General features: G+C 38.0%; 22 protein-coding genes and 1 pseudogene. 12 read left to right on the top strand and 11 right to left on the bottom strand.

Going from position 1 to position 26280, the window contains the following annotated elements; genetic code table 11:
* Positions 1 to 20: 20 nt before the first annotated feature.
* Positions 21 to 1235: an ISL3 family transposase gene (locus tag L6469_RS04080; protein WP_237851129.1), complete on the bottom strand. Its 1215-nt coding sequence runs from the start codon at positions 1233 to 1235 to the stop codon at positions 21 to 23.
* A 180-nt stretch (positions 1236 to 1415) separates the two neighbouring features.
* Between L6469_RS04080 and L6469_RS04075 the strand changes: the two genes are divergently transcribed.
* The 7 genes from L6469_RS04075 (at position 1416) to L6469_RS04045 (ending at position 8734) form a co-directional block, all read left to right on the top strand.
* Positions 1416 to 1670, top strand: coding sequence for a helix-turn-helix transcriptional regulator (locus L6469_RS04075; protein ID WP_006282595.1), 255 nt, complete (start codon positions 1416 to 1418; stop codon positions 1668 to 1670).
* Positions 1671 to 1790: 120 nt separating this feature from the next.
* Positions 1791 to 4154, top strand: a complete 2364-nt coding sequence (locus L6469_RS04070; RefSeq protein ID WP_223918691.1) for an Hsp70 family protein — start codon at positions 1791 to 1793, stop codon at positions 4152 to 4154.
* Positions 4102 to 5331, top strand: a complete 1230-nt coding sequence (locus tag L6469_RS04065; protein ID WP_039870521.1) for a 3'-5' exonuclease — start codon at positions 4102 to 4104, stop codon at positions 5329 to 5331. Before L6469_RS04070 ends, L6469_RS04065 begins: the two co-directional genes overlap by 53 nt.
* Before the next feature lie 11 nt (positions 5332 to 5342).
* Positions 5343 to 6509: a 3'-5' exonuclease gene (locus tag L6469_RS04060; RefSeq protein WP_039870519.1), complete on the top strand. Its 1167-nt coding sequence runs from the start codon at positions 5343 to 5345 to the stop codon at positions 6507 to 6509.
* 2 nt (positions 6510 to 6511) lie between these two features.
* Positions 6512 to 8029, top strand: coding sequence for a hypothetical protein (locus L6469_RS04055; RefSeq protein ID WP_074803416.1), 1518 nt, complete (start codon positions 6512 to 6514; stop codon positions 8027 to 8029).
* A gap of 5 nt (positions 8030 to 8034) precedes the next feature.
* Positions 8035 to 8412 (top strand): hypothetical protein, encoded by a 378-nt coding sequence (locus L6469_RS04050; RefSeq protein ID WP_223918692.1) that lies wholly within the window; start codon positions 8035 to 8037, stop codon positions 8410 to 8412.
* A 28-nt stretch (positions 8413 to 8440) separates the two neighbouring features.
* Positions 8441 to 8734, top strand: a complete 294-nt coding sequence (locus L6469_RS04045) for a hypothetical protein (RefSeq protein ID WP_006282589.1) — start codon at positions 8441 to 8443, stop codon at positions 8732 to 8734.
* Here L6469_RS04045 and L6469_RS04040 read toward each other — a convergent pair.
* The gene (locus L6469_RS04040) at positions 8731 to 9777 is read right to left on the bottom strand and encodes a transposase (protein WP_006282588.1); all 1047 of its coding nucleotides are present in this window, start codon (positions 9775 to 9777) and stop codon (positions 8731 to 8733) included. The two genes, L6469_RS04045 and L6469_RS04040, sit on opposite strands and share 4 nt — an antisense overlap.
* Positions 9743 to 10159 (bottom strand): hypothetical protein, encoded by a 417-nt coding sequence (locus L6469_RS04035; protein ID WP_039870514.1) that lies wholly within the window; start codon positions 10157 to 10159, stop codon positions 9743 to 9745. The genes L6469_RS04040 and L6469_RS04035 overlap by 35 nt, the downstream gene beginning before the upstream one ends.
* A 581-nt stretch (positions 10160 to 10740) precedes the next feature.
* Between L6469_RS04035 and L6469_RS04030 the strand changes: the two genes are divergently transcribed.
* The 5 genes and pseudogenes from L6469_RS04030 to L6469_RS04010 all read left to right on the top strand — a co-directional run bounded on the left by L6469_RS04030 (position 10741) and on the right by L6469_RS04010 (position 14391).
* Positions 10741 to 11730, top strand: a complete 990-nt coding sequence (locus L6469_RS04030) for an IS30 family transposase (protein WP_006282587.1) — start codon at positions 10741 to 10743, stop codon at positions 11728 to 11730.
* Between the two features lie 339 nt (positions 11731 to 12069).
* A complete protein-coding gene (locus tag L6469_RS04025; protein ID WP_223918744.1) occupies positions 12070 to 12666 on the top strand; it encodes a type IV toxin-antitoxin system AbiEi family antitoxin domain-containing protein in 597 nt (198 codons plus the stop codon).
* Positions 12663 to 12866, top strand: a pseudogene (locus L6469_RS04020) (nucleotidyl transferase AbiEii/AbiGii toxin family protein); the annotation flags it as partial. The gene L6469_RS04025 and the pseudogene L6469_RS04020, both read left to right, overlap by 4 nt.
* A 56-nt stretch (positions 12867 to 12922) precedes the next feature.
* Positions 12923 to 13708 carry a hypothetical protein gene (locus L6469_RS04015; protein WP_039870508.1) on the top strand — a complete coding sequence of 262 codons (786 nt, stop codon included), beginning with the start codon at positions 12923 to 12925 and terminating at the stop codon, positions 13706 to 13708.
* A 17-nt stretch (positions 13709 to 13725) separates the two neighbouring features.
* Positions 13726 to 14391: a hypothetical protein gene (locus L6469_RS04010; RefSeq protein WP_024989259.1), complete on the top strand. Its 666-nt coding sequence runs from the start codon at positions 13726 to 13728 to the stop codon at positions 14389 to 14391.
* A gap of 25 nt (positions 14392 to 14416) precedes the next feature.
* Here the strand turns inward: L6469_RS04010 and L6469_RS04005 are convergent, their stop codons facing one another.
* The 8 genes from L6469_RS04005 to L6469_RS03970 all read right to left on the bottom strand — a co-directional run bounded on the left by L6469_RS04005 (position 14417) and on the right by L6469_RS03970 (position 24991).
* Positions 14417 to 15184 (bottom strand): LEM-3-like GIY-YIG domain-containing protein, encoded by a 768-nt coding sequence (locus tag L6469_RS04005; RefSeq protein ID WP_006282582.1) that lies wholly within the window; start codon positions 15182 to 15184, stop codon positions 14417 to 14419.
* Between the two features lie 694 nt (positions 15185 to 15878).
* Positions 15879 to 18440 carry a DUF262 domain-containing protein gene (locus L6469_RS04000; protein WP_006282581.1) on the bottom strand — a complete coding sequence of 854 codons (2562 nt, stop codon included), beginning with the start codon at positions 18438 to 18440 and terminating at the stop codon, positions 15879 to 15881.
* Positions 18441 to 18445: 5 nt separating this feature from the next.
* Positions 18446 to 20365: a DUF262 domain-containing protein gene (locus L6469_RS03995; protein ID WP_006282580.1), complete on the bottom strand. Its 1920-nt coding sequence runs from the start codon at positions 20363 to 20365 to the stop codon at positions 18446 to 18448.
* A gap of 137 nt (positions 20366 to 20502) precedes the next feature.
* The gene (locus tag L6469_RS03990; RefSeq protein WP_006282579.1) at positions 20503 to 21366 is read right to left on the bottom strand and encodes a putative phage abortive infection protein; all 864 of its coding nucleotides are present in this window, start codon (positions 21364 to 21366) and stop codon (positions 20503 to 20505) included.
* Between the two features lie 22 nt (positions 21367 to 21388).
* Positions 21389 to 22309: a nucleotidyl transferase AbiEii/AbiGii toxin family protein gene (locus tag L6469_RS03985; protein ID WP_006282578.1), complete on the bottom strand. Its 921-nt coding sequence runs from the start codon at positions 22307 to 22309 to the stop codon at positions 21389 to 21391.
* Complete coding sequence (locus L6469_RS03980; protein WP_006282577.1) at positions 22302 to 23066, bottom strand: type IV toxin-antitoxin system AbiEi family antitoxin; 765 nt, start codon at positions 23064 to 23066, stop codon at positions 22302 to 22304. Before L6469_RS03980 ends, L6469_RS03985 begins: the two co-directional genes overlap by 8 nt.
* A gap of 234 nt (positions 23067 to 23300) precedes the next feature.
* Entirely contained in the window at positions 23301 to 24353 is a 1053-nt protein-coding gene (locus L6469_RS03975) for a tyrosine-type recombinase/integrase (protein ID WP_223918693.1), read from the bottom strand.
* 32 nt (positions 24354 to 24385) lie between these two features.
* Positions 24386 to 24991 carry a hypothetical protein gene (locus L6469_RS03970; protein WP_006282575.1) on the bottom strand — a complete coding sequence of 202 codons (606 nt, stop codon included), beginning with the start codon at positions 24989 to 24991 and terminating at the stop codon, positions 24386 to 24388.
* Between the last annotated feature and the right edge of the window lie 1289 nt (positions 24992 to 26280).

The raw sequence follows: 26280 nt of genomic DNA, 5'->3' as shown, positions 1-26280 counted from the left end.
AAATTGATAATTATGGTTCATCAGACAAATGACGTGATGCGTCTGTCGTGTAAGGCATAGAGTCTAAGTTCAAAGTACTTATCATCCCTGAGTCCGTATGCATTTCTTTTGAGTACTTTGATCTTATTATTGATACCTTCGACTTTAGCAGTAGATATGTGACAGTCGTACCATGCTAGGATGCCGGATCGATATGCTGCAATAGTATTTGCCACCTTTTCTATCAGTGATACTTTAGTACTCCTGGCTTGTCTGATCCATTCGTCTAGGAAAGATTCTGCATGAGTTTTAGTGACTTGCATCCATATTTCCCTCATGCTCTCCTTTAAATAGTACGCCTGTGCAAGAGGTTTGTTCATGGCTAGGGCATTCTCAAGTCTCTCCTTGTGTTTGTCATCATAGATGTCCTTACCATTACAGAGCAACAGCCATCTCATACCCTTTATGACCTTCCGTCTATTGAGATCCTTCTCCTCATGGTACATCCTGCTTCTAAGTTTGTCTATCGCATCATTCATGAGCTTTACAACATGGAAATGGTCAAACACATGTACGGCAAGCGGTGCATGTTCCATCACAGAAGCAATGAAGGCCTTTGATAAATCTGTAGCTATATGCTCAATGACAACCCCATAATGGTCTACCTTGCGCCAGAAACCTTTCAGGGCATCTACACCCTTACCGTCTCCCACATATATAATCCTGCCTGTCTCCAAATCCACGACAATAGTCTTGTATACATGTCCTTTACGTACTGCGAACTCATCTATTCCTATGCTCTTTACATTCCGTATGTTCGGATTACCATACCTGGATTTCAGACGACGTTTATGAATGTCCTTTACAGTATCCCATGTCAGATGGAGGTATTCTGCCACCGATTTGATGGTTGCAATATCAAGCAGGTCCACTACAAGGTTCTCCAAACGAGCAGTATAGGTGCGCTTACCATGAGCAAAGTGGATCTCCTCCTGCATGTCACAACCGCAATCCTTGCACTTTATACGTTGAATCTTTGTATGAAGGACTACTGGAATATGACCTATCGGGACAGTCTTGAAGTCGCGCCATACATAACCATTACGAATAATATGACGACTCTTACAACATGGACAGCGCATTTTGTCCATTCGCTTTTGGATATTCAAAACTATTTGGCTATCTTTGTGGCTGAAACTGTTGCATTGGAATCCATTGATGCCGAATGCGAAAAACAGGAAGCTGGAATTTATCATGTCATTTATAGTTTGGTCGCTACAAAGATATGAATTTTCCAGCTATTTCTTTTCAATTCAATTTAACATCACGTCATTTGTCTGATGAACCAAAAAAAACATGATTTGGCATATATTCTAAAGGCGAAGTATTATAAATTGAAATATTTTCATTATATTTGAGGCATAAAAACCTAAAATATGGAAGATATTAATCGCATCAAATTGGTGCTTGTCGAGAAAAAGCGTACCAGTAAGTGGTTGTCAGAGCAGTTGGGGGTAACACCATCAACTGTTTCAAAATGGTGTACTAATTCGTCACAGCCTGATCTCAGCAACCTTTTGAAGATGGCAGATTTGTTGGAAGTTGATATTAAAGAACTTCTAGTAAGCGAATACAAGAAGAGCTATCTTCTCCCCCAAGAAGGGAAAAAAGAGATTTCACAAGGCTTGTGAAAGCATAACTAATAAGCAAATAGAATATTTGTTGTAAATTTACGCAAATAATTCACAGATATAAATAAAACTGTTATGAATAACTCCAATATTTTATCCATTCATTCAATGCTTCCAACGATGGCTGAGACCCAGTTGGTCAAAGGAAGAACTTATGTTGGCATTGATTTTGGAACATCGACTACAGTTGTTTCTATAGCCACCAAAGAAGATGGCAAGAACTCTATTAAGACGTTGCCTATCCAGATGACACAGGTCTTAGAAGACGGGACAATCTTTCAAAGTGAAAAATTACCAAGTGTAATAGCTTGGTATAATGGCCGTTTGTTAGTAGGAGAAGGTGCTTCTAATTTGAAATATTCCCTAACAAAGGGTAAGAACATCTGGTTCTCCTTTAAGATGGAAATCGGTGAAGACCTTGGAGCGAAATATTACGAAAGCGAGGTTGGAAGCATGGAAGGCATTAACATAAGAAATCCCAAAGACTGTGTAAGGGTATTCTTCATGTATCTAAACATGCTAATAAAAAGGTATTGTAAAGACAATGGATTATCTGAGAATATCGATTATGCGGTAAGTATTCCAGCTTCTTTTGAGGCAAACCAGCGAAAAGAACTAATGGAGGCATTGGAAACTAACGGAATGACAGTAACAAAACAGTCTCTTATTGACGAGCCAAATGCTGCTTTCATTAGTTATGTTCATGACAGTGAAGAGTCGGATAAGCCATTACTTATTAGTCCTCATTACAATTCTAAAGTCCTTGTTTTCGACTTTGGTGGTGGTACATGTGATATCTCGATACTAGAAATAGGAAAGTCTGTCAATGGATTATACTCAAAGAACGTTGCGATTTCAAAGTTCACTAAATTGGGAGGCGATGACGTTGACAGATTTTTAACCTATAAATATCTGTTACCACGGTTCTTTGAGCATAACAACGTAAAAGCAGAAGATTTTAGAACTAAGGAAAGGCAATTTATAGCCACTCAGTTATATAAGGTAGCAGAAAGGCTCAAAATACTGATATGTAAGAAAATTGCTACACAGGTGTATAAGCTGGAGATTCCCAAACACCTCAAGACTCGTGATGACAAGGAAGAAATATCTGTGGATATCAACATAGAGACACGTAAGGGCGTTTTGTCACAATCCTCTTTTTATCTTTCAAATAAGGAGTTCTGCGAAGCAATGTCTGTCTTCGTAAAGAATTCCAAATTAGCCACCACTATAAGCGGTCAAGAGGACTACAATAACATTTTCATGCCAATTGATAGTGCTATCAGAAAGGCTAATGTTAAGAAATCAGAGATTGATTATATACTTTTAATTGGCGGCAGTGCTCAAAATCCATTTATTCAGGAGGCTATTAAAGACTATTTTGACGATGCTGAGATTCTTGTCCCCCAGGATCTACAGACACATGTTTCAAAAGGAGCTGCCATACATTCGCTATTAATGAACGGTATGAACAAATGCATCATACAGCCTATTACTAGTGAGCCTATTTTCGTTATTACTAAAGACACGACAAACAAAGTACTTATTCCTGCAGGAACAACAATTCCTAGTGACACAGTTGTTGTTGATGACTTAATGCCAACAAAAGAGAAACAAGAGGCTATTGAGCTCCCTATTTGTGTTGGTAGTGAGAACAAAATGCTATTCAACCTTAAAATCACAAGAGATGGTGGATTCCCGACATCTGCCCAAGTTTCGCTAGCTGTAGAAATTACAGCAGATAAGCTACTCTTAGCCAAAGCATCTTGTATGGGGGTAAATTGTATGGTTGAACCCCAGAACCCATTTGCAAATAAAGAATTAACAACTGAGGAGAGGATCGTGTTGAGAGCGGAAAGGGAAGCAAATATTGAAACAGAGAAAAATGGAGGTGTCCCAACCAAGAATGCTCTCGTAAAATTAAGGAAAGCATATGAAGATGCCGGAAACGACTTCCGAGCTGCAGAAACGTTAGAGCAGCAAAACGAAATATATCCGAATCCTAGCGATTACAATCTGATTGGTGTTTATTACCACAATTCAGGAAATAGACATAAAGCCGTTGAGTTCTTTGAAAGGGCCATAGAACATAATCCTAACGACTATTGGCCTAATTTCAATATTGGCAACACACTTTTATTCCAAGACCCCAAACGTGCAAGAAAACATCTTGAAAAAGCATACGAGATAAATCCATCAGAACCTTGCGTAAATATTCTTCTTGGAAGGATAGACAAACAGGAAGGGAAAGCAGAAGATGCTAAATTAAAGTTACAAGTCGCATTTGACGCCTATGAGAGAAGATGGAAGACCAACTCATTAAACCGTGCTGATTATGGCTGGTTCGCTTCTGTAGCCGAAGAACTTGGCATGCGTGACAAAGCCTTTGAAATAAGATCTGCGAAACCAAAGATTGAGCAGACTGCTTATTATGATGCAGATAATCTTACACAAACAAGGACAAAAGCATTACAAAAGAGTTAATTTACGAAAAAAAATAACTATGGGTTGGCTTGTTCCTGAAAACATGTGGGATCCGACTACTCGGAATGTCATAGAATATGGCTTATCAGATACGACTATCTGCATTTCTGGCAATATGGATTGCGGAAAGTCGTTCACTCTAATGTGTCTAATAAGAAAGATTCTAAGATTAAATAATATTTCAAGGATTCTTGTGCTTGTTTATAGGAATGTTGAGGTAGAAAAATTTAGAAAAGCTTTTTCTGAGATTGGTATAAGGACTAAAGTGTTAACATATTGGCAATTCCGCAAAGCCCCCAACCATTATGATTACATTTTATGCGATGATGTTCAACTAATAAGTCAGAAATTGCTTTCTGAAATAAGAAAAATGACAACTCACATTATTGTCACTATTAATCCATATCTCAAACTTTTTGAATATGCCCCACAAACTAAAGAGCCACTTTTGACGATAGAACAAATCCGAGAAACTTTGCATCCTAAAGAATTTGATTTAATATATAATCACAATTATGATGGGTATATTATTGGATTGTCCGAACTGATATTAAATAAAAAAATGACCAAACCCATAATGAATTCCATGAATTCACGTCAACGTCAGCAAGTTCGCATTTATGAAGGTTCTTGTGTTGATGAAGAAGTTCAATTTATTATAAAGGAGTCGGAAAAATGTCTTAGATGTGGATCTACGTCTGCTATTTTATTGGCGACAAATCGAGACATGTTAAACTTTGCACAGGCTTTAATTAAACAAGAAGGTAAGGATCCTTGGAATGAAGTTTTGAATAAATGGGGGAGAATTGACTATAACAATCTTAATCAATATTTGATATCTAACGATATTAATTATCAATGCTTAGGAAGTAGCTATGGTCGACTGTCAGACCTTGAAAACAAGATTAACATTATGACATATCATGGTTCAATGGGGTTTAAATACGACAACGTATTTTTACCGTATCTCAATTCAAGTCTATATATCAGTCCGAGCGATGAAGCTAGCAAGAATGTCTTTGTCTTGGCAATGACAAGAGCCCTTCGTAACCTATATCTTGTATTTAGTGGTTCTATGCATCCATACTTACTACTAATAAAAGATAAATGTGTGAGACTACATTGTATTGATTCTATAAATAGTAACATGAATAATGATAATATTTTTGCAATTTAAACTATAATATTATGGCATGGTTAGTACCGGAAAATATGCTGGATGATCAGCAGCGTCAATTTGTCGAGAATGTAGACATTGACAGACAAAATGTTTGGATTAAGGGATTTCCTGGTTCAGGCAAGTCAGTTTTATTAGCATACACAATGAAAAAGATTAAACGTAGAGACCCAAATGCTAAAGTTGCAGTTGTTGTCTTTACGCATTCTCTCATTGCCATGTTTAAAGCCGCTTTTGCAGAAATGGGCATTGCCGCCAATATCATGACATATTATGACTTCATGAGAGGGGGAAGTTCTTATGATTATGTACTAAGTGACGAGATACAGGATATGACGGGGCGTGTATTAGCTTCTATGAATAGCAGAGCTAAACATGTTATCGTGGCTGGCGATGAAAACCAGTCAATTTACGATAGTGACCCAAAGTTCAGAGAGCCAACTGTTACTCCAACGCAAATAACGGCACTCTTAAATTCTCGTGACTTCGAACTTGGAATAATTCATAGACTATCAAGTTCCATCATTGCTGCCGTACAAAAGTTTCTACCCAATATGAATATCTTCACTGCAAAGAGAAACATGAATAAGCGTACGACTCAAATCAGACTATGTACTGCTACATCAATGAGTGATGAGGTTAAGTATGTTATGCGTGAAGCTCAAAAAGCTGTTGGCGTTGGTGATACAGCTGCCATCTTAATTCCTTCGCACGGAAGTATTATTAGTTTTGTTCAGACAGCATTATCCGTATTGGGTAAGCCTCGCTGGAATGCACAATTAAACAATTATGGCAAAGTGAATTACAATGCACTAAATCAATATCTGGCATCACAAGATGTAAAGATGCAATATGTAGGAAACGGGTATGGTTCATTCACAGAAACTAGCGGAAAAATCTGCTTGATGACATACCACAGCTCAAAAGGTCTTGACTTTGATAATGTTTTTCTGCCAGGCCTTAATCAGTCCTTGTATATAAACAGTAGTGAAATACTAAGTAGGACGCTTTTTATGGTGGCGATGACGAGAAGTCGCAAAAACCTTTATCTTACGCATAGCGGGACAAGGTCTGCTTATCTTTCCAACTTTGCAGGGGAATGTATTGAAATAAATATTCATGATGCATTGAATGGACAAACCATAAATGCGGGTACTAACAATATATTTGGAATTTAATTATGAATTATTTGATACTATTAAGAAGAGCCGATTTTATTGATTTGTATAAATATGGCTTTTTAAACGTGAACAAGGAAAAAATTGTTCCTTTTGATTGTTCTATTCCAGAAATTGAATCAAAACCAGAATTGTATGATTCAATATTCGCGGAAGTTAACTCTTTCGACAGTTCATTTGCATATCTTATATTGCATTATGAGAAGAAAGACAGTTTAAGTAACCCTGCAACGATATCAATTGAGGAGGTTCAACACATATTCCCTCTTGATTTAGAAGCTAAGAAGGAATTTGAATCATCTTTCGACGAACATATCCGCATAGATAACCCCATATGGGATAATGCTGTCAGCCTTATTCAGAAACGGCAAATGTTTGACAGTTCAATGCAGGGCACCAGAAATATCTTTAACATTTTCAAATTGGAAGGATTGCAGTTCTGCAAATCAATCATTGATGACATATCCGTAGAAGAGATGCTATCTGATGTTTATGATAATATTCGTCCCAACGGAAATAAGCCTATTTGGACTTACTTAATGCGATATGAGCGACATTCTTTCTATCCCAAAGACACACTTGGCTTTTACATGGATGTAGTTCATGTTATATGCAATTTTATGGCAAAGCGTGAGGTGGATGATTATGAAGTTGAGGGTACAGCAATCTATAAAATCCTTGATTCCTATAATGGTTTAAATTTGAAATCTAATGATATTAATGATCGCTTAAGACTAGATGAGCGAGCTTCTGGTTTTCTTCAGAAGATTTCGGAATTTGTGCCAGATGTAGATTTCATAAGTGTAGCCATCAATTATTTAGTCATGAGAGAACGCTTCTCGGATGACTTTACTTATGATCAAGAGTTTGTTGAGCGTTGCAAGGCATCATTTGGTCAATCCTTCACACTTGCTTCATATATGTTGGGTATAGCATTAACTCACGATAAAACGTACTCGTGCTTATATGAGAATCTTCCTCTTCCAATTTATAAATCTCAAACAGAAATGCAGAGAATCAAAATGCAAAAGGAGTATGAAAAAGAGAAAGCTAAGCGTGAAATGCAACGTATGGAAGATGATCGTGAACGCGAAAAAATGATGAGGAGCGAATTCTCTCGCGGTCAGGGAAAAAAGAAAAAGAAATCATCATATAACCCTTATGGCAAATCCTCTTACCCTTATGATGGTTCATCTGGTAGTTATGGATACGGGAAACGATACGAAGGATCCTATTCACCTTTTCAGGGGCAGGAGCAATCTCCGTATAAACCTCCCTTTCATGAAGATGTGCCAAACATTGTTCAAGAACCTACTCCGTCTACTAAGGGCGGGAAGAAAATAAAGGTGGAATCTCCTTCACTATTTGGTACTGATGAAAACAGGGTTCTCATTACTGTACAAAAATATACGTCATCAGGGAAGCCCTCAAAAGCAAAAGACGCTATAAGAGATGTAACAGAAGAGCAATTTGAGTTACTTAAAAATTCTAAAGATGATTGGAGAATAGTAAAAAAATAAAATATATGGCAATGGAATTAACATATCAGCAAAAAATCGCTATGATGCGAATTTTATTGGACATCATACATGCCGATGGCATTATCGATGCAAGAGAAACTTTCTTCTTTGAACAATTGAAAAAGGAGTTTGGGCTTACTGCAAAAGACCATAAGGTAGTAAAAGCTAAAAACTCTCTTATCGCCCTCTCTCAGGTTAGGTTGCTTACAGAAGAACAAAAGAAGTATTTTGCTGCTCTCATGAGCAAAATGATTATTGTCGATGAGGATATTAACACAAATGAGACAGCTATATATGATATTGTAGCAGACTTTTGCGGCATAAATGTTTCATTTGAAGATGCTGTTAGTCCCAACGATATGGAAAATTGTTCAAAGTCATAGTGAGTTGAGCTAATTTAAGCAATAAGACATGGACTATCCACTCATTACAGAATACGTCGAGGCCATTAATGCTGCTGAAGACAATCTCGACCAGCTGAAGAATCTTCGTCCTGTTTTGCATGAATATGGACTACCGGTAATGACCAGTGGCAATTTTGCTGTAGTGTTCAAAATGAAAGATGAGCAGACGGGAAAGTTCCATGCTTTGAAGTGTTTCCTTAAAGAACAGGAGGGACGTGCAGAAGCATATTGCCTAATTAGTGAGGAGTTGTCCCATGTGAATAGTGATTTTCTGGGTCACCTGCATAACCGCGTGGATTAACCGAAAATCTTGACCAGTCTGAAGATGAAGAATTTCTTGTCAATAACACCTCTTAACTGAGCCCTGAAGTCCTTAATCTTAGCATTCAGCGATTCTGTAGAAGCATTGGTTGACCTGTTCACAAAATAGTTGAGTATTTCGTCCTCCCTGTCGTACATGGCTGCGGCAATGTCGTTGAAGGCTTTATTATCAAACTCGCCTACTTTGGCGTACCACTTCTTGATGCTCTTACGTCCGGCTTCCTTGTCGTACTTCTGGGCAAAGATCATCCTCAGAGAGTATGTCAGGCTGTACGCCATCTCTATATCAGGATACAGCTCAAAGAGTATCTCCGCACGCTCCCTTTGGCTTGGAGTCCACTTCTCAGGTGACACCATCAGCAGGTATTTACTGCGCATGAGCAGCTCTGCCTTTGTCTCGTTGTTCTTCAGCCTCTCAGGATGGTATGTGGCATTGCTACGGATTGGCTTGCCTTCTGCATCTACAAGCGGCTTTCCGCTCTTGATCAGGTCTTTTATCATAGCCCTGAAGTCATCTCTGGCATTAGCGACCTCCGTCATTACCTCACGGCGATGCCCAATGCGTATTTCCTGTAATGCCTCCAGACAGAACTGCTGGTGATGGAAACGGTCAAGGGTAATCATCGCCTTGGGGAAGCAGGCACTGACAATCTGGTGCATGCTGTCGGAGAAGTCAAGCGTCACCTCTTCAATCTGCAGGTGTACTACTTCCGGTATCTTCTTCAGGATGCTTGTAACTTCCTTTGCCTTGGTTCCCTTCACAATGGCCACGAGGCATCCCTTTCGCCCATGAGCCTCCTTGTTGGACAGGATGGTATAGACCTCACCTGTGGACAGACATGTCTCATCTATGCTCAGATGAGTGCCCATATTCTTCGGGATTATCACCCAGTTCTCTGCATGGTCTGCGTCTTTCCAGATCTTGAAACCACTGATTGTCTCCTTGTATGAGCGCTCGAAGTTATCACCGTTGATGTGATAGTCTTTCTCAAACGAACGGGCCGTTATAGGGAGCGTCTCCAAACGCTTCTTTAAAAAAATCCGTCAGTTCCTTCGAACAGCGGGTCGACTCCTGGATAAAATCAAACTCTGACATGACATTGTGATTGTCGGAGTCAAACCAGCGACGGCAGCGCACATGCAGCAGCACCTCCTGACCGCGTATAGGAAAGTCATGGAAGGTCTTGGCTGGCGTAAAGCCGTTAGGGTGCAAATCTTCACGATTGTCAGGTGTTAACTCATTCTCGTCAAGATACAGATGGATAACGTTCACAGGACTCTCATCTGACTCCGTATCTTGTGTGGCTGTCTTTTCCTTGGGCTTCACCTCAACATTGGTCAGTTCAAACCCCAACATATGTGTTGGCAACAAACATTTGGCAAGTATTTCGTATTGTGGGTTCATTGTGATATCTCGTTTCTTATAAGAACGAAAAACATCACGCTTTTAGTGTACGCTCACACGTGGTTATACAGGTGCCCCCTTAAAGTGTTAAAATGACGAAAGTCCCTCAAAATGAGAGACTTTCTAATAGTTGTTCTGAATTGTTCTGAGTTGTTTTAGTCATTCTACTTTCCCACGCAGAATCTACTTTCCGACGCAGAATGTAAAATCTGCAAATATAAGTAGCTGATAATCAACTCAAACGCCTTTGTTTTGGGGTGTCTAAAGTGATTCCGAGGGACGGTGGGGGGACGCAAAATAGGCAAAAATCTGCAAATATGACTGCCGTCAAAATAAGAAAATGCAAACATCTGCAAAATCGATTTTCCATTTCTTTGCACGTTTACACTTTTTAACGCAGACTTTTGCACATTCTTGCATTAAGGTTTAGTTTACTTGAATTCAAATTGATAATGCAACAAATGTGTCAAAGAAGTAAGTGAGCAAGGAGCATGAAAAAAGGGACAAAAGTTCCACAAGATCTTTCGTCCCCAGCATTAAATGCTTACCTTTGCAGACAAACTTCCACATAAGTTGCAAATATGACAAAGCATCTAACTGCGCAGCAAAGGTACGAAATATCTTTCAGACTGCAAAAAAAAGAACGTTCAACAGACATAGCCAGGGCTCTTGGTGTGCACCGCAGCACCATTAGCCGAGAAATTAGGCGCAACAAGGCACCCCATGGCAGGTATAATGCGGAAAAGGCCCAGTGGCTGTCAGACAGGAGAATGAGCGCAAGAAAGCACTATACCGTCCTTACGGACGAAATAAAGGTTTACATTGACCATAAGCTCACACAGGAACAGTGGTCTCCCGAGCAGATATCCGGAAGACGGCGTGCACTGGGATTACCGCCCATCTCACACGAAACCATCTACAGATATGTGTGGGAGGAGAAGCACAAATGGGGGAAGCCTCTCTATAAGCATCTGCGCCACAGGGGCAGGCGCTATAACAAGCGCGGTTCATCGTATAAGTCAAGGGGAATACCTGGACGTGTCGGGATAGAGCAAAGACCTGCGGTCGTTGATGAGAAAGGAAGGTTCGGAGATCTGGAGATCGACACCATTGTGGGGAAGAACAGGCGGAGCGTCATCATGACAATCAATGATAGGGAGTCCGGGTTCCTAATCATGAGAAAGCTTCCTTCAAAAGAGGCAGAGCCTCTGGCGGAGGCAGCCATTGCCGCACTTAAGCCGATAAGAAAGGGATTGCATACCATGACCGCAGATAATGGTACAGAGTTCTCCAGGCACCAGCAGATTGCTAGAGCACTGAAAATAGACATCTTCTTTGCAAGACCATACCACTCATGGGAAAGAGGTGCTAATGAAAACACTAACGGTCTAGTCAGGCAATATTTCCTTAAAGGGAGTGATTTTACAAAGATAACAGATAAAGACATCAATATGGTACAGGACAGAATCAACAACAGACCTAGAAAGAGATTGAATTACAAAACGCCTGTCGAGTTTATCAGACAAAAATACGGAGAGAATAAAACAATTATAAAGTTGTTGCGTTATTAATGTGAATCCTGCTTAGGTTATAGATATTTAATATGGGTATAAACTAAAGCAAAGGGTTGCGCTATCAAACAGAATAATTGGCTTCTCTTTTCTTTTGGACGGCAATCATATCTCATATTTAGAGTTATATGCGTGTATTTTGCTTCCAAATTCGATAAAATTGTGAATTTGGAAATAAATTTCTATAAAACAGAGTGATTTTAGGCAGAAATAGTTCAAAGCTAATATTTATTTTATTATATTTGCACCAAAATTACTCAGTGTTCAAATAAGACCATAGCTAGTGTTTATAGAGGCTATTACGTTATTATTCCCGTTCAATATTTGTTGCGTGGATCTGTGCCAGCAACCTATTATATTGATCAGTTAATGTCGTATCTGCAAAAGCCTTACTATGTATGTATGCTTAGTGCTGCAGAGCTACTTGGTACAGCTCATCAGCGTCCCCAGCAATTCTCTGTAATGACGACTTTTCCTAAGCGTCGGGTCGTCTCTACTCGTAATGTAACCATTGATTGGTATTATCGGGATGGATTGCCAGAGGAAGCCCTGATTACAAAGAATACTGAAACGGGAACTATCCGTATATCAAATCCTCTTTTAACAGCCGCAGACCTTGTGCAGTATCAGCAACATGAGGGTGGATTGTCGCGAGTCGCCACCATACTTGAAGAGCTTTCAGAGCAGATTGACATTAATAAGCAGTTTGCGCCACTTGCAACTTATGTGAAAAAGGTTGTATGGCAACGTGGCTATATACTTGAAAATGTCGTTGAGGAAAAGAACTTGGCAGATGACTTGTATGAACAGCTTCGTGCATCTTTGGGTTATCTCAAATATCAACCTTTAAGTACATCGACAGAAGACAATCCATCAAATAGAGATATCCGATGGAAGATAAACATAAACGTAGAAATAGAAACAGACGATATATGATTAATAGAACAGCGATACAGCAATGGAGCGAACATGCTCCGTGGATAGATAATGCCCAGATTGAGCAAGACCTGATTATATGCCGTGCCTTGGTTTCCATCTTTAGTGATGAGTTCCTTGCATCGCAGTTGGCATTCCGAGGTGGAACAGCTTTGCATAAGCTCTATCTTTCACCCCAGCCACGTTATAGCGAAGAAATAGCTAATATAAAAGAGAGAAAAGTAAGCAAAGATTTACACCTTATATATTTGAGATTATGAATAATAGATTTTTCTTAATAGCCATATTGATATATTTATCTGTGCAAGTTTTGGGACAGGATGTTGTTCCACGTCAGGCTCCTATAGATAATATGTCATCTTTTGAGGATTCGATAAATAATGACAAAGGTGACAATTCTGAATTCACAAAGATTCCAATTATTATTGATTCTACTGAAGGATGGGAGTGGATTGACAAGGAGGAAAGTGAGGATGTATTTGAAGCATACCCATTACGAATGTCCTACAACAAATATAAGTCACATCCACAATATCGTGTAATTGGTGAAGAAGTTTATAATGAAAAAGGGCAACTGGTTAGAGTTGTTGACATATTTGATTTTAATCGACGTCCAATATCCCAAAGAGTAACAGACGAGCTTTTGCGGCAAACATATATTAATGATTATAAGACTAACAAGTACAACTTCAAAAAGGAAAATCAAATTGCGCAGAATTACGTTAAGAAAGAGTTGAAACTCATAACGTCATCCCGTTTTTATTGGAGTAAGGAGGGAGTAAGTTATCTTCAACAACTGAATTTGGATCATACACATGATTTTGATATTCTCTTAAAAATCGAACGATTGAATGACACTTCTTTCAAATTGATATATGGAGATGTTAAGGGTAATTCGGTGAGCACATGGAAGGTAGCCTATTTACCAAATGGACAATATAAATCAAAAATTATAGCTACTCGTTTGCCCTTAGAGAAAATAAAAGTTCGAATAAGGGTGTATGAACTCAAGAATGGAAAGTTGACAATACACGAAGATTAACAATTAGCTTCCTTTATATGAATAACACAGAGCAACTCCGACAGCTAATGACTCTCGATGCCAACATGAATACATCTGACATCGAAGAGCGTTTTGAAAAAATAGCAAAGATGTTGTTTGAAAGTTTTGCTATCCAAAAGGGTGAGAAGAAGTATCTTTTCAAGGAGATTGAGTTTTACTTTTACAACAAGAATCATCGTGATATTATCACTCATCCACGAGTGTCCAAACCATTATATTGGTACGTTAATGATTTCGGAGGAATAGACCTTAACTTTTCAAGTAGTATTGAGTCTACAAACAAATTTGATGATAAAGGGAAGATAGTTCAGAAGTTTGTGCTAGATGATAGTGCATACTTTGGCGGTATTCTTATTCGTCAGTTGATAGAAAAGAAAAGTGGCAAAGTTCTGAAAGGTCCATTAGCTTGTGCTGAGTTATTCAGAAGTTACGATGCTACGGGGAGTAATATGAAAGATGACTTACCGATACTAGTGGAATGTGATAATGGGAATGCAGAAAACATAATTACAAAATCTCGTGTTAATATTCTGAGATCAAATCAAATTGCAGAAAAGAAAGTAGACAATATTCTTTATGCGTATTCAAAATACCCAGAAAAGGAGAAACTGTACAAAGATTTTTGTGATTTTATAGAGAAACCTTATGGTTATTTGCGATAAACATCTTCACGATGATATTGCCCAATCATGATCTAATATACCTCACGGCTCCTCCACTTCCAAAAGGATAATCTGAAATATCTTTGTTTAAGTATGGCGAATCTTCTATGAGTTTACCTTCAAAGACACAACGTTCTTTATCAAACGTCGTACCATCTTCTGCAACAGTTGTCCAATGCCAGGAATTGACCTCTATGACGCTACGGACAACTCCTTTATAAACCCCCAGCACATACTTAACCTCGTGAGGTGCATTTTTACTAATCTTCCAATACTTTCGGGTAGCTTCATAAATGTCAAGCCTGCGATATACCCCATTCGCTTTTGCCTGATTGAAACTTCTATTTAGACTAACTAATAGCAATGTCTCACCATGATTTATGTTTATTTTCGAACAATTGTATATGGCATTTATCTCATCAACGTCTTTAATACCTTCATCCCATTGATGATGACCTGCAACAATATTTGTCAATTGATTTATCTTGTTAAACTTGCTGTAGGTTAATAAATCGATGAGCGTAGATTCCACAATATATGCAACATCTTCTGTTAAGTTATGTCGTAAGATATAGAGGTTGACTTGTTTCCCTTCTTGCAGAATACTCCGGATTTTATCAAGTTTAAGGCTTTCGTCTTCTTCGTTCAGAGCATCTTTTGCGTGCTGAAATACTCTGTTTCCTTTTCCTTTGCCGATATAGAAAATCTTATTGTCTCTTGGATCAACTAAAGCGTAAACATAATATGCGAGAGCTTCAATGGTCCGTTGGTCGAAGGTATTGATAACGCTCATAATATCTCGTTTTTAGTAACTTACTTTCCCACGCAGAATCTACTTTCCCACGCAAAATCTACTTTCCGACGCAGAATGTAAAATCTGCAAATATAAGTAGCTGATAATCAGTATAAACACCTTTGTTTTAGGGTAACTAAAGTGACTCCGAGGGACGGTGGGGGGACGTAAAATAGGCAAAAATCTGCAAATATGACTGCCTTCAAAAAAAGAAAATGCAAACATCTGCAAAATCGATTTTCCAGTTCTTTGCACGTTTACACTTTTTAACGCAGATTTTTGCACATTCTTGCAATCGCTGAGAAGCGAGCAGCGAACGAATCTGTTGTGTTCTTTAGTGATGCTCATTGTCATTTCTAATCATTTTTTGTGGTAAGGAATTTATAGAAGGCTTCGTTGTCGAAAATAAAGGTTTAGTTTGGATTATGGATATATAATATGGGAATAAACTAAACTCTTTTACTATATATGGTTGGTATATTTTTCTTGAGTAATAGCATGTGGAGTAGAGAATACACGATATCTATCATTTGATAAAAACAAGATAATAGTTTGAGATAATGCTTCGTTGATTTTGGGCGACCATTATCTCAAACTCAATCATACATATTCTTTTTCTTTTGAAGGTAAAGACTTTTCAAGAAGCGAATCTACGAATTGCTTAATGAGTATACTCAGTTGATTTTTCAGAAAATCAAAGTTCTAATAATCTTTTGATTATTTCTTTTAATTTTTTGAAAACTGAGTTTTCAGAAGATGACGTCCATTCGTACGAATTATCGACTTCGCTTCTCGTGAATTTGAGTTCATTAAAGATTTCTAATAAATCATCTGGATAATCTGTCCGCTTTTCATTATCAAAAGCAAATGATACCCAGAATGTTTCAAGACTCCAGTCACTTTCTTTTATTGAGGATTGAATATCAATATGATACTTGTTTCGTTTATACGTGTATCCAGAGAGTCGGATAAATGGTGTAATGTCTCCTGTTTTTTGCTCCATGTAATTAAGCTCAAACAATGGAGAAAACTCCATTAAGTTGTTCTCTAATTTATTCAACCAGAGATGATATGTATAGAGTTCCACATGATATGAATTTCGGAACCAGTATCTTAGAATTAGCAGCTGGTCTTCATCAAAAGCCATAAAGCCTTTCTCGGAGATCTCATACAATTCGGGCGTAGTTATTAACAAATCACGCCATTGTGATCCTGTCTTAACATCTTCACATTGATTTTCAAAGGAACCAGTAATATCATTCATGTCTGAGACTTTATCAAAAGCTGATTTGACATAGTTCTGGCTTTCGATCAACTCTTCTCTCGTTTCATTGATTCTCAAAAGTCGTTTCCAACTATGGTCACGTTTGACATTCTTTGCAACTGTCTCTGTAGAAAGGAGATTGAACCTGTCGTTAGATGCTTCCATGAGATAGTCACCTTGAACAAGTATGGCACGTTCGAAACAATAGTTTTTATCATTGTACCTGATACCATTAGCGTCAAGGTCAAACATATAAGAGGCTATCTGAGCATATCGTTTGAAGAGATGTAATTTGTCTTTTTCTTCTTGTTCAGACCATCTCAGTTCGTGATTCTGCTGATAGTCATCACAAATGCCAGAGAATTGAAGTATGAATCCGATTTGTCCATTAAAATATGGATGTTTCTCTGTATTCTCAATGCTTTGTTTCCATATTGGTCGGTCAATGAGTTGTGCCTTGATACATTCTTCTGCACATTGATGTGTGGCAAAACCAGTAATTGAATGATTCTTAAGATGGTTGATGATGTCGTTAGCATAAGGCAAGAGCGTATTAACCGATCTGATGCCACGTGCCATATCATCATTACCGTCTATAATTGAGTTGTCTGGATGTGATATGTTATGAATAACTCTCATCCACTCATCAATACCATCACCATTGCATTGATTCAGAACTAAGAACCTTATGTATGCATAAAACTGAATACGTTCATTTCGAGTAAGGTTATTTTCAATAACCTTCTTGAAAATATCATCTTCATCAAAATAGAACTTATAGTCCTCGGATACATAGTGTTTAATGCCGTTTTTCCCATTATACAATGCGTCAAGAGAATCTACCAATGACAAAACAGCATCCAGTGAAAGAGCCTTTGTGCCTTCGTATTTGTTGAATGTTAGGCTTTTGTAATCCGAATCCGAACTCATTAGCACATTCAGCGTTTCGTCAGAAGTAGCTTTTGGTGCCAACTCAACCTTTGATGCATAATGGCACGTAAGAATGACACGGATAAAATTCTCAATATATGAATCAAGGTTCTGAGCCTTGCCGTTTTTACAATATTGCCAGAACAAAGTCGTCCACTTTGTGTCTATATTGTATGAGAAGTATTTATATAAATCGACCTCGGTCTCTGTCGATGAATAATTTATCTTGTACTTCTTGTTCTTCAAAGATGCATCATTGTTGAGTAAAACTTTGATGTATTGCTCAAATTTGGCTTTGAAATTCTCAAATTTTGATAGAGGTTTACCTCTTGAATTCATTTTAATATACAAATCATCTGTCAACTTGTACTCTTTCAAATCCATGAATATAAACGTAATGATAGGATTGTCTTCATCCATCAGACCGGCAAAGTATTCCTTCTTTCCATCGAATTTCTGATAGATGGCATCCAACATTACAAGCATTGATTGTACTGTCGGGTCATTATTCCATATACGATAGTACCAATGCTCATTCTTCAGGGTAGCTGATAAAGAGGGCACGTCATGACCTTGCTTATCCTTTATCGTGATAAGATTGAACATGTCAACATTAGCCTTCATAAGTGCATCACAGAAATCAATGCTACTTTGGCGTGTCTCATAGGTAAACTGAGATTTGTCTCCATCTAAAAGCTTATCCCTGAACATTGATTTCAGTTCAATGTTATCTGATATCTGATATAAGAACCAGTGAAGGAGAAACAATGTTGTTAATCTCTGCTGGCCATCAAGAGGAATGAAATGCACTCGTTCATCTTCGTCATCCCCTTTCTGAAGTGTGCCATAAACAAAATCCAAATCTCTATTCGGTCTATTCTCCTTTAGGTAAGTATATAAGGCATCAAGAAAGTCAGTTCTAACTTCTTTCGTATCATCATTTGTCCTTCCCTGTGCATAATCACGTTGGATAATGGGGATAACTAGTTTGAAGTTCTTCTGCGAGAAGATTTTGAAGAACGATAGACGTTCACCTCTATACTCTGTCATATTCTGTGCCATAACTTCTAAGCTTTAGTGAAAGGGATAATAAGTGATTTAATACTGTCAAGATAATCATCTGCATCTGATTCTTGCCAGGACATTAGACTATTACTCTTTCGTGAGTAATATTTCAAAAAGAGATTCTTTGTGGCAATAGGGACAAATATACCCATCTTATCATTGGATATAATCCGCTTACGCTTAACAGGGAAGTAGGCATTCCCATAGCTGCGATTGGTTTCTTGGTCAAGCAACGCTAAATTGGCGATACTGTCCTTATCAGTAATTTTATCCTCTTGGAAATATGCCTGAACCTTCTTGAAAGCTTCATCAAATTCAGAGTCATTAATCTTGTCTTCTGTCATGGACAAGCCATTGATAGTTTCAATAACATCAAGCTCAGACCGAAGTGAGAGAAGTTTGGCTTTTTCTTGAATATCTGAACTTTCATCAGTCTGCGCAATCTGCAACTTCAAGTTTTCTATATATTCATCAATAGCTTTTTTTGAAGAACTCCCTACAAAGTATTCAAACATGTCAGTGATCCAAAGTCTTCTCTGATTCTCGTCAGTAATTAGCTTGTCCGTTTGTGAACAGACGTGTTCAATATCCCATTTTTCAACTTTGTATTTGTTAAACGGGAATCGCAAATCTGATTTTTTGTCTTGGAGAACAGTAAGGATGTTAAACAATAGTAGTATCTTCCTGACGTTCCCCTTACTGTCATTAAATGATAAGTCATCAAGGTTTATACCGGCAATCTTTTCTGAAATTTCGTTCTTTATGAATACGTCTAGGAATTGTTTCTTGTTCATGGAAGTGGACGCATTCATGAGCTTCTTGATGTCAGATTTGTATTCAATTAAGAAACCAATGTAATGGTAGAGGGTTCTGTCCTCAAACCATTCCTCGAAACTTTGGAAAACTTCCTTGACTCCATCCCATATCTTGTCTATGCGAGCCTGGTCATTGCGATAATGCTCCTTATCTGTCTGAAGCATTTCAAAATCTTTATTGAACTCATTAAATGTATGGTAGAACTCTGAGTCCTTTGTCCTGTTTTTCATCAGGTCAAAGATAAACTCGATACGGTTCTCGTAGATGAAAGGGTTGTCAGTCCTGTACAGGAAATACCAGAATGAATCATCCTGTAACTTTTGCTCTATACGGTTCCACTCGGTAGCAATCTGCAACTGCTTCATTGTAACATCTGTATCTACAAAATTTCCCCGACGAAGCAAAAGTGCCTTTATCAGTTCGGCATTGGTCAAAGGAATCTTTCCAATGTTTAGACGAGTAAAGATGTCTATTGAGGTGGCAGATTCCTCATCCATGACTTCATACCATATAACCCGAATATTATTCTCATTATCAATATTTGTGTCTAAATCGATAGATTGTTCTAATAATGCGCGAGCAATTTTCAACTTGTCGTCAGGATTACTTTCAAACCATGATGTAACAGCATCATGTACTAATTTCATATAGTAAAAATCAATAAACTCGTCAGCTTGTGCTGTACTTGTATTGATATTCTGGAGATAGTTTTGCGAATCATATTCAAGTCGGGTCTCATACTTGATGCTATAAAACTTGAACTGGGGATATAGAATTTGGCATACCTGTTCAACGCTCTTCAGAATGATGTAAAGTGTAGTAAGACGTTGCTGTCCGTCGATTACTTCATATCCGACTGTTGTCACAGTCTGCCCACCATCAGTATCTGTCCATGTCCTTTTCTTGACAACAATAGGTTGCAGACAATAGAATTCTCCTGCCTTTAACTGCTTATTATCAATCCGTTTACAGAACTCCTTAAAGTCATTGAGCATCTGCTTGACCTGGCCATCAGACCATCTATAACCACGTTGATAGTCTGGTATGTAGAAGTTGAATCCTGATAGGGAACGGATGCTTCTTAATTCTATATTATTTGTTGCCATATTATTTGTTGTTTTTCTTTTTTTTACAAAATAGTTCCAACTTAAAGTGTTGCTCGTGCCTGAAAATTAGTCGTTTATAAATATATGAATAAACGGAGAAAGTTATACATGTTCTTTCTTTTAGAGATTACCAACTTTTAAATTTGGTGTATATATGCTCCACCATGATAAAGTATATAGTCTTCATGCTGCCTTGCAAGCATGGATTCTCTAATGTTGTTGAAAATTGCATATTTTTCAATTAAATGCTTAAATTTAAAGGCGCCATTGTCATCAATGGTGAGTGCATTATAAAATAGTAATAACAATTCATAATCTGATAGTTGTGCACGAACAATGCATGAATAGCTATATCGCTCTGTGTCATCTATTAGTTGTGATTCATCAATGTATTTGAAAATTCTATATAGATGGCGGAAATAGCTATCAAAAATAGAAATCTCACTGACACGACGGTATGCTTGGATATCATTTTCTGCTTGAATTAGTCCTTTTATACCCATTATTTGCTGTTCATTACCATATTGGAATTTTGTGATCTTTTTATTGTAGAATACGTCAAATACGTATTTCCCTCTAGATTCAGGATTCGGGTCTGCACCGTCTTGTGGAATATAGTCAAGACTATATACTATGCCTTGTTGCAAGGAAAGCATATTAAAAAGTGTGTTTTCGAATCGCTGTATTTTCATTGTCTTTGTTTGGGCAACAAATTCTTCTCTTTGTGCCGCGAGTTCATCATTTGTTTGTGCCAATTCCTTCCGTTGAAGGCCAAGTTCTTCATGTTGCATAATTAGTGTGACAATAAGTCCAGCAAAAGCTAATCCGGAAAATAATGCATTTACTGCTCCAAACATGTCTCCAAAAGTTCCTCGCTCTTCCTTGTCCCAGTTCGTTGTAAATAGTAAAAATGAAAGAGCCCAAATGATGATTGTTATGATTGATACACAAATCGCAATAGTTCTATAATTGCTTTTTGTTTCTTTGTTGTTGTTTGCCATATTCAAAGTGAATTAATAATAATTATTTCCATAATATTCTGTTTAATTTCTCTGCTTCTATTTTCAACTTCTCAGGATTCTGTTCAGCCAGTTTCTGGAGATTGAGAAGTTTCCATTTGACAGATGGATAGTCTTTGAAATGTGCAAACTCATAGTTGTCCCATTCTGGGGCACCATATTCAAAGCTGACCAGGAAGTGGCGGTCTGCATCTGTTATGATGTTTTTAACGTCAGATATTAGTTTGGTACGAGTTTCTTCAAATTCTTCGTATGAAAATGGAGTATCGGTCATACCAACAAATTGATTGGCAAGAGCCTCATGCTGATCAATAAGAGTCGGAGCAAACGATTCATGAATGGGACGGTCACTGCCAAGTAAACAGAAAATGAGACCTTCACGGCAATCCTTCAGCGGAATTGTCATGTACTTTACATCGAATAGGTCTCGTGGATGTTGACGTGAGAGTGCAGCTGCAACCTTACCTCCATAGAGTAGTGAAATAGGAACAATGTCAGCGATACAATATACTTGGAACTCATCCTGAGCCTTTTCGCATAATGGAAGATGCATTAACTCACCACCTACGATACCTCGTTTTGTTTGGTTAACCTCAACCTTGACTTGTTTGCCTCGATATTCGCATAGCAATTTACAAGTATCATAGTTTGGAATGATGTGCATACCAGGGAATGCTTTACGTGCTTTCTCGCTAATCGATTTCAGATGGAAGTTAATGTCATCAATACTTTTCTTACGGTCTGCTAAGGGAATATAAGTGAGATCAATGTCAACTGAATACCTAGGCAGATTCCTTAGGAACAGATTGATTGCCGTTCCTCCGTGTACAGCAAAAACCTTTTCCTCCATAACCAAAGGTAAAAGCCGCAACAGAAGGTCAACCTTCTGAGCATAAACACTTGATTGTATATCTTGTTTATTCATATTCTGCTAATTCTCTTGGAATTGTTATTTTGTATTTTGAGACATAGACACCACCTTTGCACAATTGTATTTTAGAAGTGCCAAGGTTTATTCGGCCAACATCAATAGCTTGATACCAAGGATAATTAGCCTTTTCTGCCATATAAAGAAACATTCTTTTGACAGTCATGTTATTCGTCGTTTCAAGCAATTGCTGAACTTTGGCTGGGCGAAGTGCTGTTAATTGCTCCATGATGTAATATAAATCCATGAAGCTATATCTATTTGGGGCCAATAGAAGACATTCCATGAAAGCAAGTTCAGGTGAAGATGCTTGTACGGTATAATTATTTTGCTTTATTGCTTGTTTCTGGATTAGGCCGAAAGCCGATGTCGTAAAAAACTCTATTGTCATATCAAACAAATCACTTTTTGCCCATTGAGGAGTTCTTGGCTCATTGCTAGCAACCATAAGTTGAGGTTTCCCCATTGGTACAAAATGGTAATAACCAGAAAGTTCAAGAGCAGAGTGGGCTGCTACACGATACTGTTTACCAGTTTGCTCCTGGCAACTTGCTAAAGCCGCCAATGCTGATAGAGAATCTCCGCTACGATACATCACCCCCTTAGACAAGGATGTCAGCCAGCCAGATTTACGGTACTGCTTCATCAACTGATCAGAATACCCCTGCTTCTTTAGTCCCTCGGAAAATAGTATTCCTCCAGGGAGTATATTCATTAGTAATGAGTTGATTTTGCTCTTCGTTTCTATAGCCATATTTTATAATACGTTGAATATTTCAACCGCAAAGATATAATTTTTTTAGGATATAACCAAACATTTGGTTGAAAATAATGCGTTTTTCTATAGTTTTACTTTAGTTTTATGCAAAAAAAACTTGTTGGAATTGGCATTATCAGCAGGTCAAACATAAAAAACGTCTGAACTAATTGGTATATAGATTCGGCAATATGGCTTGTTATTGCCGAATCTATAATGATTATTAGGTTGCTATTCCATTTTCACTATAGCTTCAATCATTTTCTTCGAAGACATCTTGGCATAGTTCTGTGTGCTTGACACCTGCTTGTGTCCGAGAAGTGCAGCGATGGTATAAATGTCTACCCCTTTGTCTAACAACTGCATAGCAAAAGTGTGCCGGAAGCAATGGAAGGTGATGTGCTTGCGGATTCTAGCCTTGCTGACCCATCTGGGGATATGTATTGTAAGGATGCTTTCTGTTATCATGGGGAATATCTTTCCTTCAGATTTCGGATCCCCTAATACCCTTATGGCAGGAAGAGACAAAGGCAATTGAATCAATGTTCTCGTTTTTTTGATACGGAACCTGATATATGCTTTTCGTCCACGGTCATGATGTATGTTCTCCCATCTGAGAGCAAGGATGTCACTCCTTCTTAATCCTGTATAGATGGAAAACATGCCAGCCCTATACACATCTGGATTATCATCATATGGTGTACTTGCCAACTGCTTGATTTCTGCACTCGATAAGTATTCCTTTGGAATGTCATGGTTCCATTTTATCTTTTCTATGCATGTGGTGTAGTCTTCAGAAAGAATATTGTCCCTATAGGCAAAATGGACAATGCTAAGGAATGCATTAAAATATGCACTTGCAGAGTTCTTGGATAGCTTTTTCTTGGTGTGCTGCAACCCCTTGGCACGAAGCAGGTAAAGACGGAACCGCTCGCAGAGACTGGCATTGATGTCCCTAAACTTGCATTGTCCCTTGCAAAATCTCTCAAAATGAAGTCGGCTGCTTTGATATTTTGCACCATGACAATCACCATTCAATCTGAAATACTCTAAAAAGTCCTCGTCAAGCCTGGCCTTAGCCAAGAAACTGTAGTCGTGACGAACCAGCTGCAGATACCTTTCACATCTAATTGTTTCTGCAATCTCCTCTACGGATCTATTGTGCTTGAACTGATGGCTATTCTCCGGATTGGTGTATATTTCCAAATTCAAGCATTCGTATCTTATGCTATTGCCCTTTATGTCATGAATAGCAGGATTAAACTCCAGGTAGATGGATTTCATTTTACCCTGTGAAATATTTCTGTACTTTAGAATCACTCGTGACATAATTTACCTCCTTTCTTCACGACGGACAGTATATCTGCCTTATTATAACCCTGGCTTTTATTCAGTCTTTTCACTCTTATCTTATGTAGGGCGGCAAGAGCAAAGATGACTTCCTCATCAATATCGAAGAGTGCGCAGGCTTCTTCAATGATAAGCCAACGCTTCAGTGCTATAGATTCACGTTTCCATGCTTCTTCACAGGCTGACTTGCAGAAACGACGATACATACCAACATAGTATGAAGGAATAGAATTACGTGTCGCAAACTTAAGTAACCAGCATCTGCTCATGCCCGTGTAGCGCATCAGCTCTTTCAAAGAGTAACTGGCATAACCGATAGGGGAGGTTGGTGTAATTGGAAGAGCCGAGAACCATCTGACGAACTTTATCCATGCTATTACATAGTTCCCATCGTTGTTCTTTTTTGCATCAATGATGCCGTTTGCAATGAGTTTGTTAATGTACTGGCGACTGAATCCAGAGAGATGAGCCGCTTCTCTTACAGAAAGCATCTCATGAGAGATTCTTGCTTTCCATTCTGCGTCCAAACTATCGTATGGATCGTAGAAGTGTTTCTTGTTGTTGTATATCATATTATCAAAACCTGCTTTAGTGCAGGCATGATAATATAATGAAATTAGTGCAATGCAAACATCTACAAAAATCTGCAAATATCAGGTGACAACTACCCTCAAAATGAGTATCGGATATTTGCAGATTTTTACCCCCATTTTTCGTACTTTCTACCGTAGAATGTGATAATTTTTATTTGCAGATTTTTGCAAACAGCTGATAATTAGACAGTTACCGTATTTGTTAAAATACTCTAATAAAACATTATAACTATCTAATAATCAACGAGTTACAACCTATTTTCCCACGCAGAATGTTTATTTTCCGACGCAGAATATTTAATTCATGCGTGTAACAAACTGATAATCATTAAATTGCATTTCTTATATCAGACAGTGTTTTGCCTTCGGGTGACCAAATGAGGACTTTATTTGGATTCCCATTGGCAAATATACAAATTTAATTGCAAATAATCAAGAGTCCAAAATTTGTAACGTGGTAATTTTTCATTCCAAATGGTTGATTTCATTTGTCAATGGTTGTTTGTTTAACAATTCAATAAAAACGACCTTTTCAAAAGTCGATAAATCATCGATTTTTGCCTTCAAAAGAAGGGTAAAATGAGGTCTAAAACCATAGGAATTACCCCTCACGAAGTGTTGGTGAAAATGTTTATGAACTGTAGTCAAATCATCGTTGGTTATAACTCGTTGATATTGGCGTCATAACCATCTTTATCCTCTTATTTTTATATGTTTAGTATGGTCAATGTATATTTAAAATGGGATTGACCATACCGACTTGAAGAGACATATATAAATTAGATGATATGATTCATTATGATATAACGTCTTTTCGCATTTCTGCACGCAGAAGTAAGTGGTCAAAATTATCTCTTTTCAAGGCAAAATTGCTTTCTTATATTCCATGATTTTAACCTATACTATTTCCCTTTTCCCAGTATGTTTGTTTAGTCAAGTTTTGAGTCTTGTCATTCATGTCAGCAAAGCGTGATCAGAGTGCCAAGACACTTTTGCCTAAAGATGCAACTAGGACCAACTGTTCACTTCCATGCCTGCTTCGGTGTCAATGCCACTGATCTAGACATATTGCTTACAGTCCGTCCTTTCTTGTTGCAAAGCAGACATACTTTCTCCCAACCCTATCTTCTTTTGAAAGCATTATAGATAGTCCATTATAGTCAGCTGTAATGGACTGGTTGTTCGTGTGCTATGGCAATAGAGCTTACGTATCTACTTCATTGGATTGATAAAATTCTGTTGCAAAGGTACATGATTATTCTTGCGAC

This window comes from Segatella baroniae B14 (assembly GCF_022024235.1).
Lineage (GTDB): Bacteria > Bacteroidota > Bacteroidia > Bacteroidales > Bacteroidaceae > Prevotella > Prevotella bryantii.
The sequence above is the reverse complement of the archived record's forward strand: the minus strand, read 5'-3'. Positions and strand labels throughout refer to the sequence as shown.

Bases quoted from the DNA above. Each gene is read 5' to 3' on its own strand.
- L6469_RS04005 (WP_006282582.1), bottom strand. From the start codon at position 15,184: ATGAGCGTTATCAATACCTTCGACCAACGGACCATTGAAGCTCTCGCA.
- L6469_RS04070 (WP_223918691.1), top strand. From the start codon at position 1,791: ATGGCTGAGACCCAGTTGGTCAAAGGAAGAACTTATGTTGGCATTGAT.
- L6469_RS03980 (WP_006282577.1), bottom strand. From the start codon at position 23,066: ATGGCTATAGAAACGAAGAGCAAAATCAACTCATTACTAATGAATATA.
- L6469_RS04080 (WP_237851129.1), bottom strand. From the start codon at position 1,235: ATGATAAATTCCAGCTTCCTGTTTTTCGCATTCGGCATCAATGGATTC.
- L6469_RS03985 (WP_006282578.1), bottom strand. From the start codon at position 22,309: ATGAATAAACAAGATATACAATCAAGTGTTTATGCTCAGAAGGTTGAC.
- L6469_RS04015 (WP_039870508.1), top strand. From the start codon at position 12,923: ATGAATAATAGATTTTTCTTAATAGCCATATTGATATATTTATCTGTG.
- L6469_RS04030 (WP_006282587.1), top strand. From the start codon at position 10,741: ATGACAAAGCATCTAACTGCGCAGCAAAGGTACGAAATATCTTTCAGA.
- L6469_RS04060 (WP_039870519.1), top strand. From the start codon at position 5,343: ATGGCATGGTTAGTACCGGAAAATATGCTGGATGATCAGCAGCGTCAA.
- L6469_RS04035 (WP_039870514.1), bottom strand. From the start codon at position 10,159: ATGAACCCACAATACGAAATACTTGCCAAATGTTTGTTGCCAACACAT.
- L6469_RS03975 (WP_223918693.1), bottom strand. From the start codon at position 24,353: ATGAAATCCATCTACCTGGAGTTTAATCCTGCTATTCATGACATAAAG.
- L6469_RS04000 (WP_006282581.1), bottom strand. From the start codon at position 18,440: ATGGCACAGAATATGACAGAGTATAGAGGTGAACGTCTATCGTTCTTC.
- L6469_RS03970 (WP_006282575.1), bottom strand. From the start codon at position 24,991: ATGATATACAACAACAAGAAACACTTCTACGATCCATACGATAGTTTG.
- L6469_RS04045 (WP_006282589.1), top strand. From the start codon at position 8,441: ATGGACTATCCACTCATTACAGAATACGTCGAGGCCATTAATGCTGCT.
- L6469_RS04050 (WP_223918692.1), top strand. From the start codon at position 8,035: ATGGCAATGGAATTAACATATCAGCAAAAAATCGCTATGATGCGAATT.
- L6469_RS04075 (WP_006282595.1), top strand. From the start codon at position 1,416: ATGGAAGATATTAATCGCATCAAATTGGTGCTTGTCGAGAAAAAGCGT.
- L6469_RS04010 (WP_024989259.1), top strand. From the start codon at position 13,726: ATGAATAACACAGAGCAACTCCGACAGCTAATGACTCTCGATGCCAAC.
- L6469_RS03995 (WP_006282580.1), bottom strand. From the start codon at position 20,365: ATGGCAACAAATAATATAGAATTAAGAAGCATCCGTTCCCTATCAGGA.
- L6469_RS03990 (WP_006282579.1), bottom strand. From the start codon at position 21,366: ATGGCAAACAACAACAAAGAAACAAAAAGCAATTATAGAACTATTGCG.
- L6469_RS04065 (WP_039870521.1), top strand. From the start codon at position 4,102: ATGATGCAGATAATCTTACACAAACAAGGACAAAAGCATTACAAAAGA.
- L6469_RS04055 (WP_074803416.1), top strand. From the start codon at position 6,512: ATGAATTATTTGATACTATTAAGAAGAGCCGATTTTATTGATTTGTAT.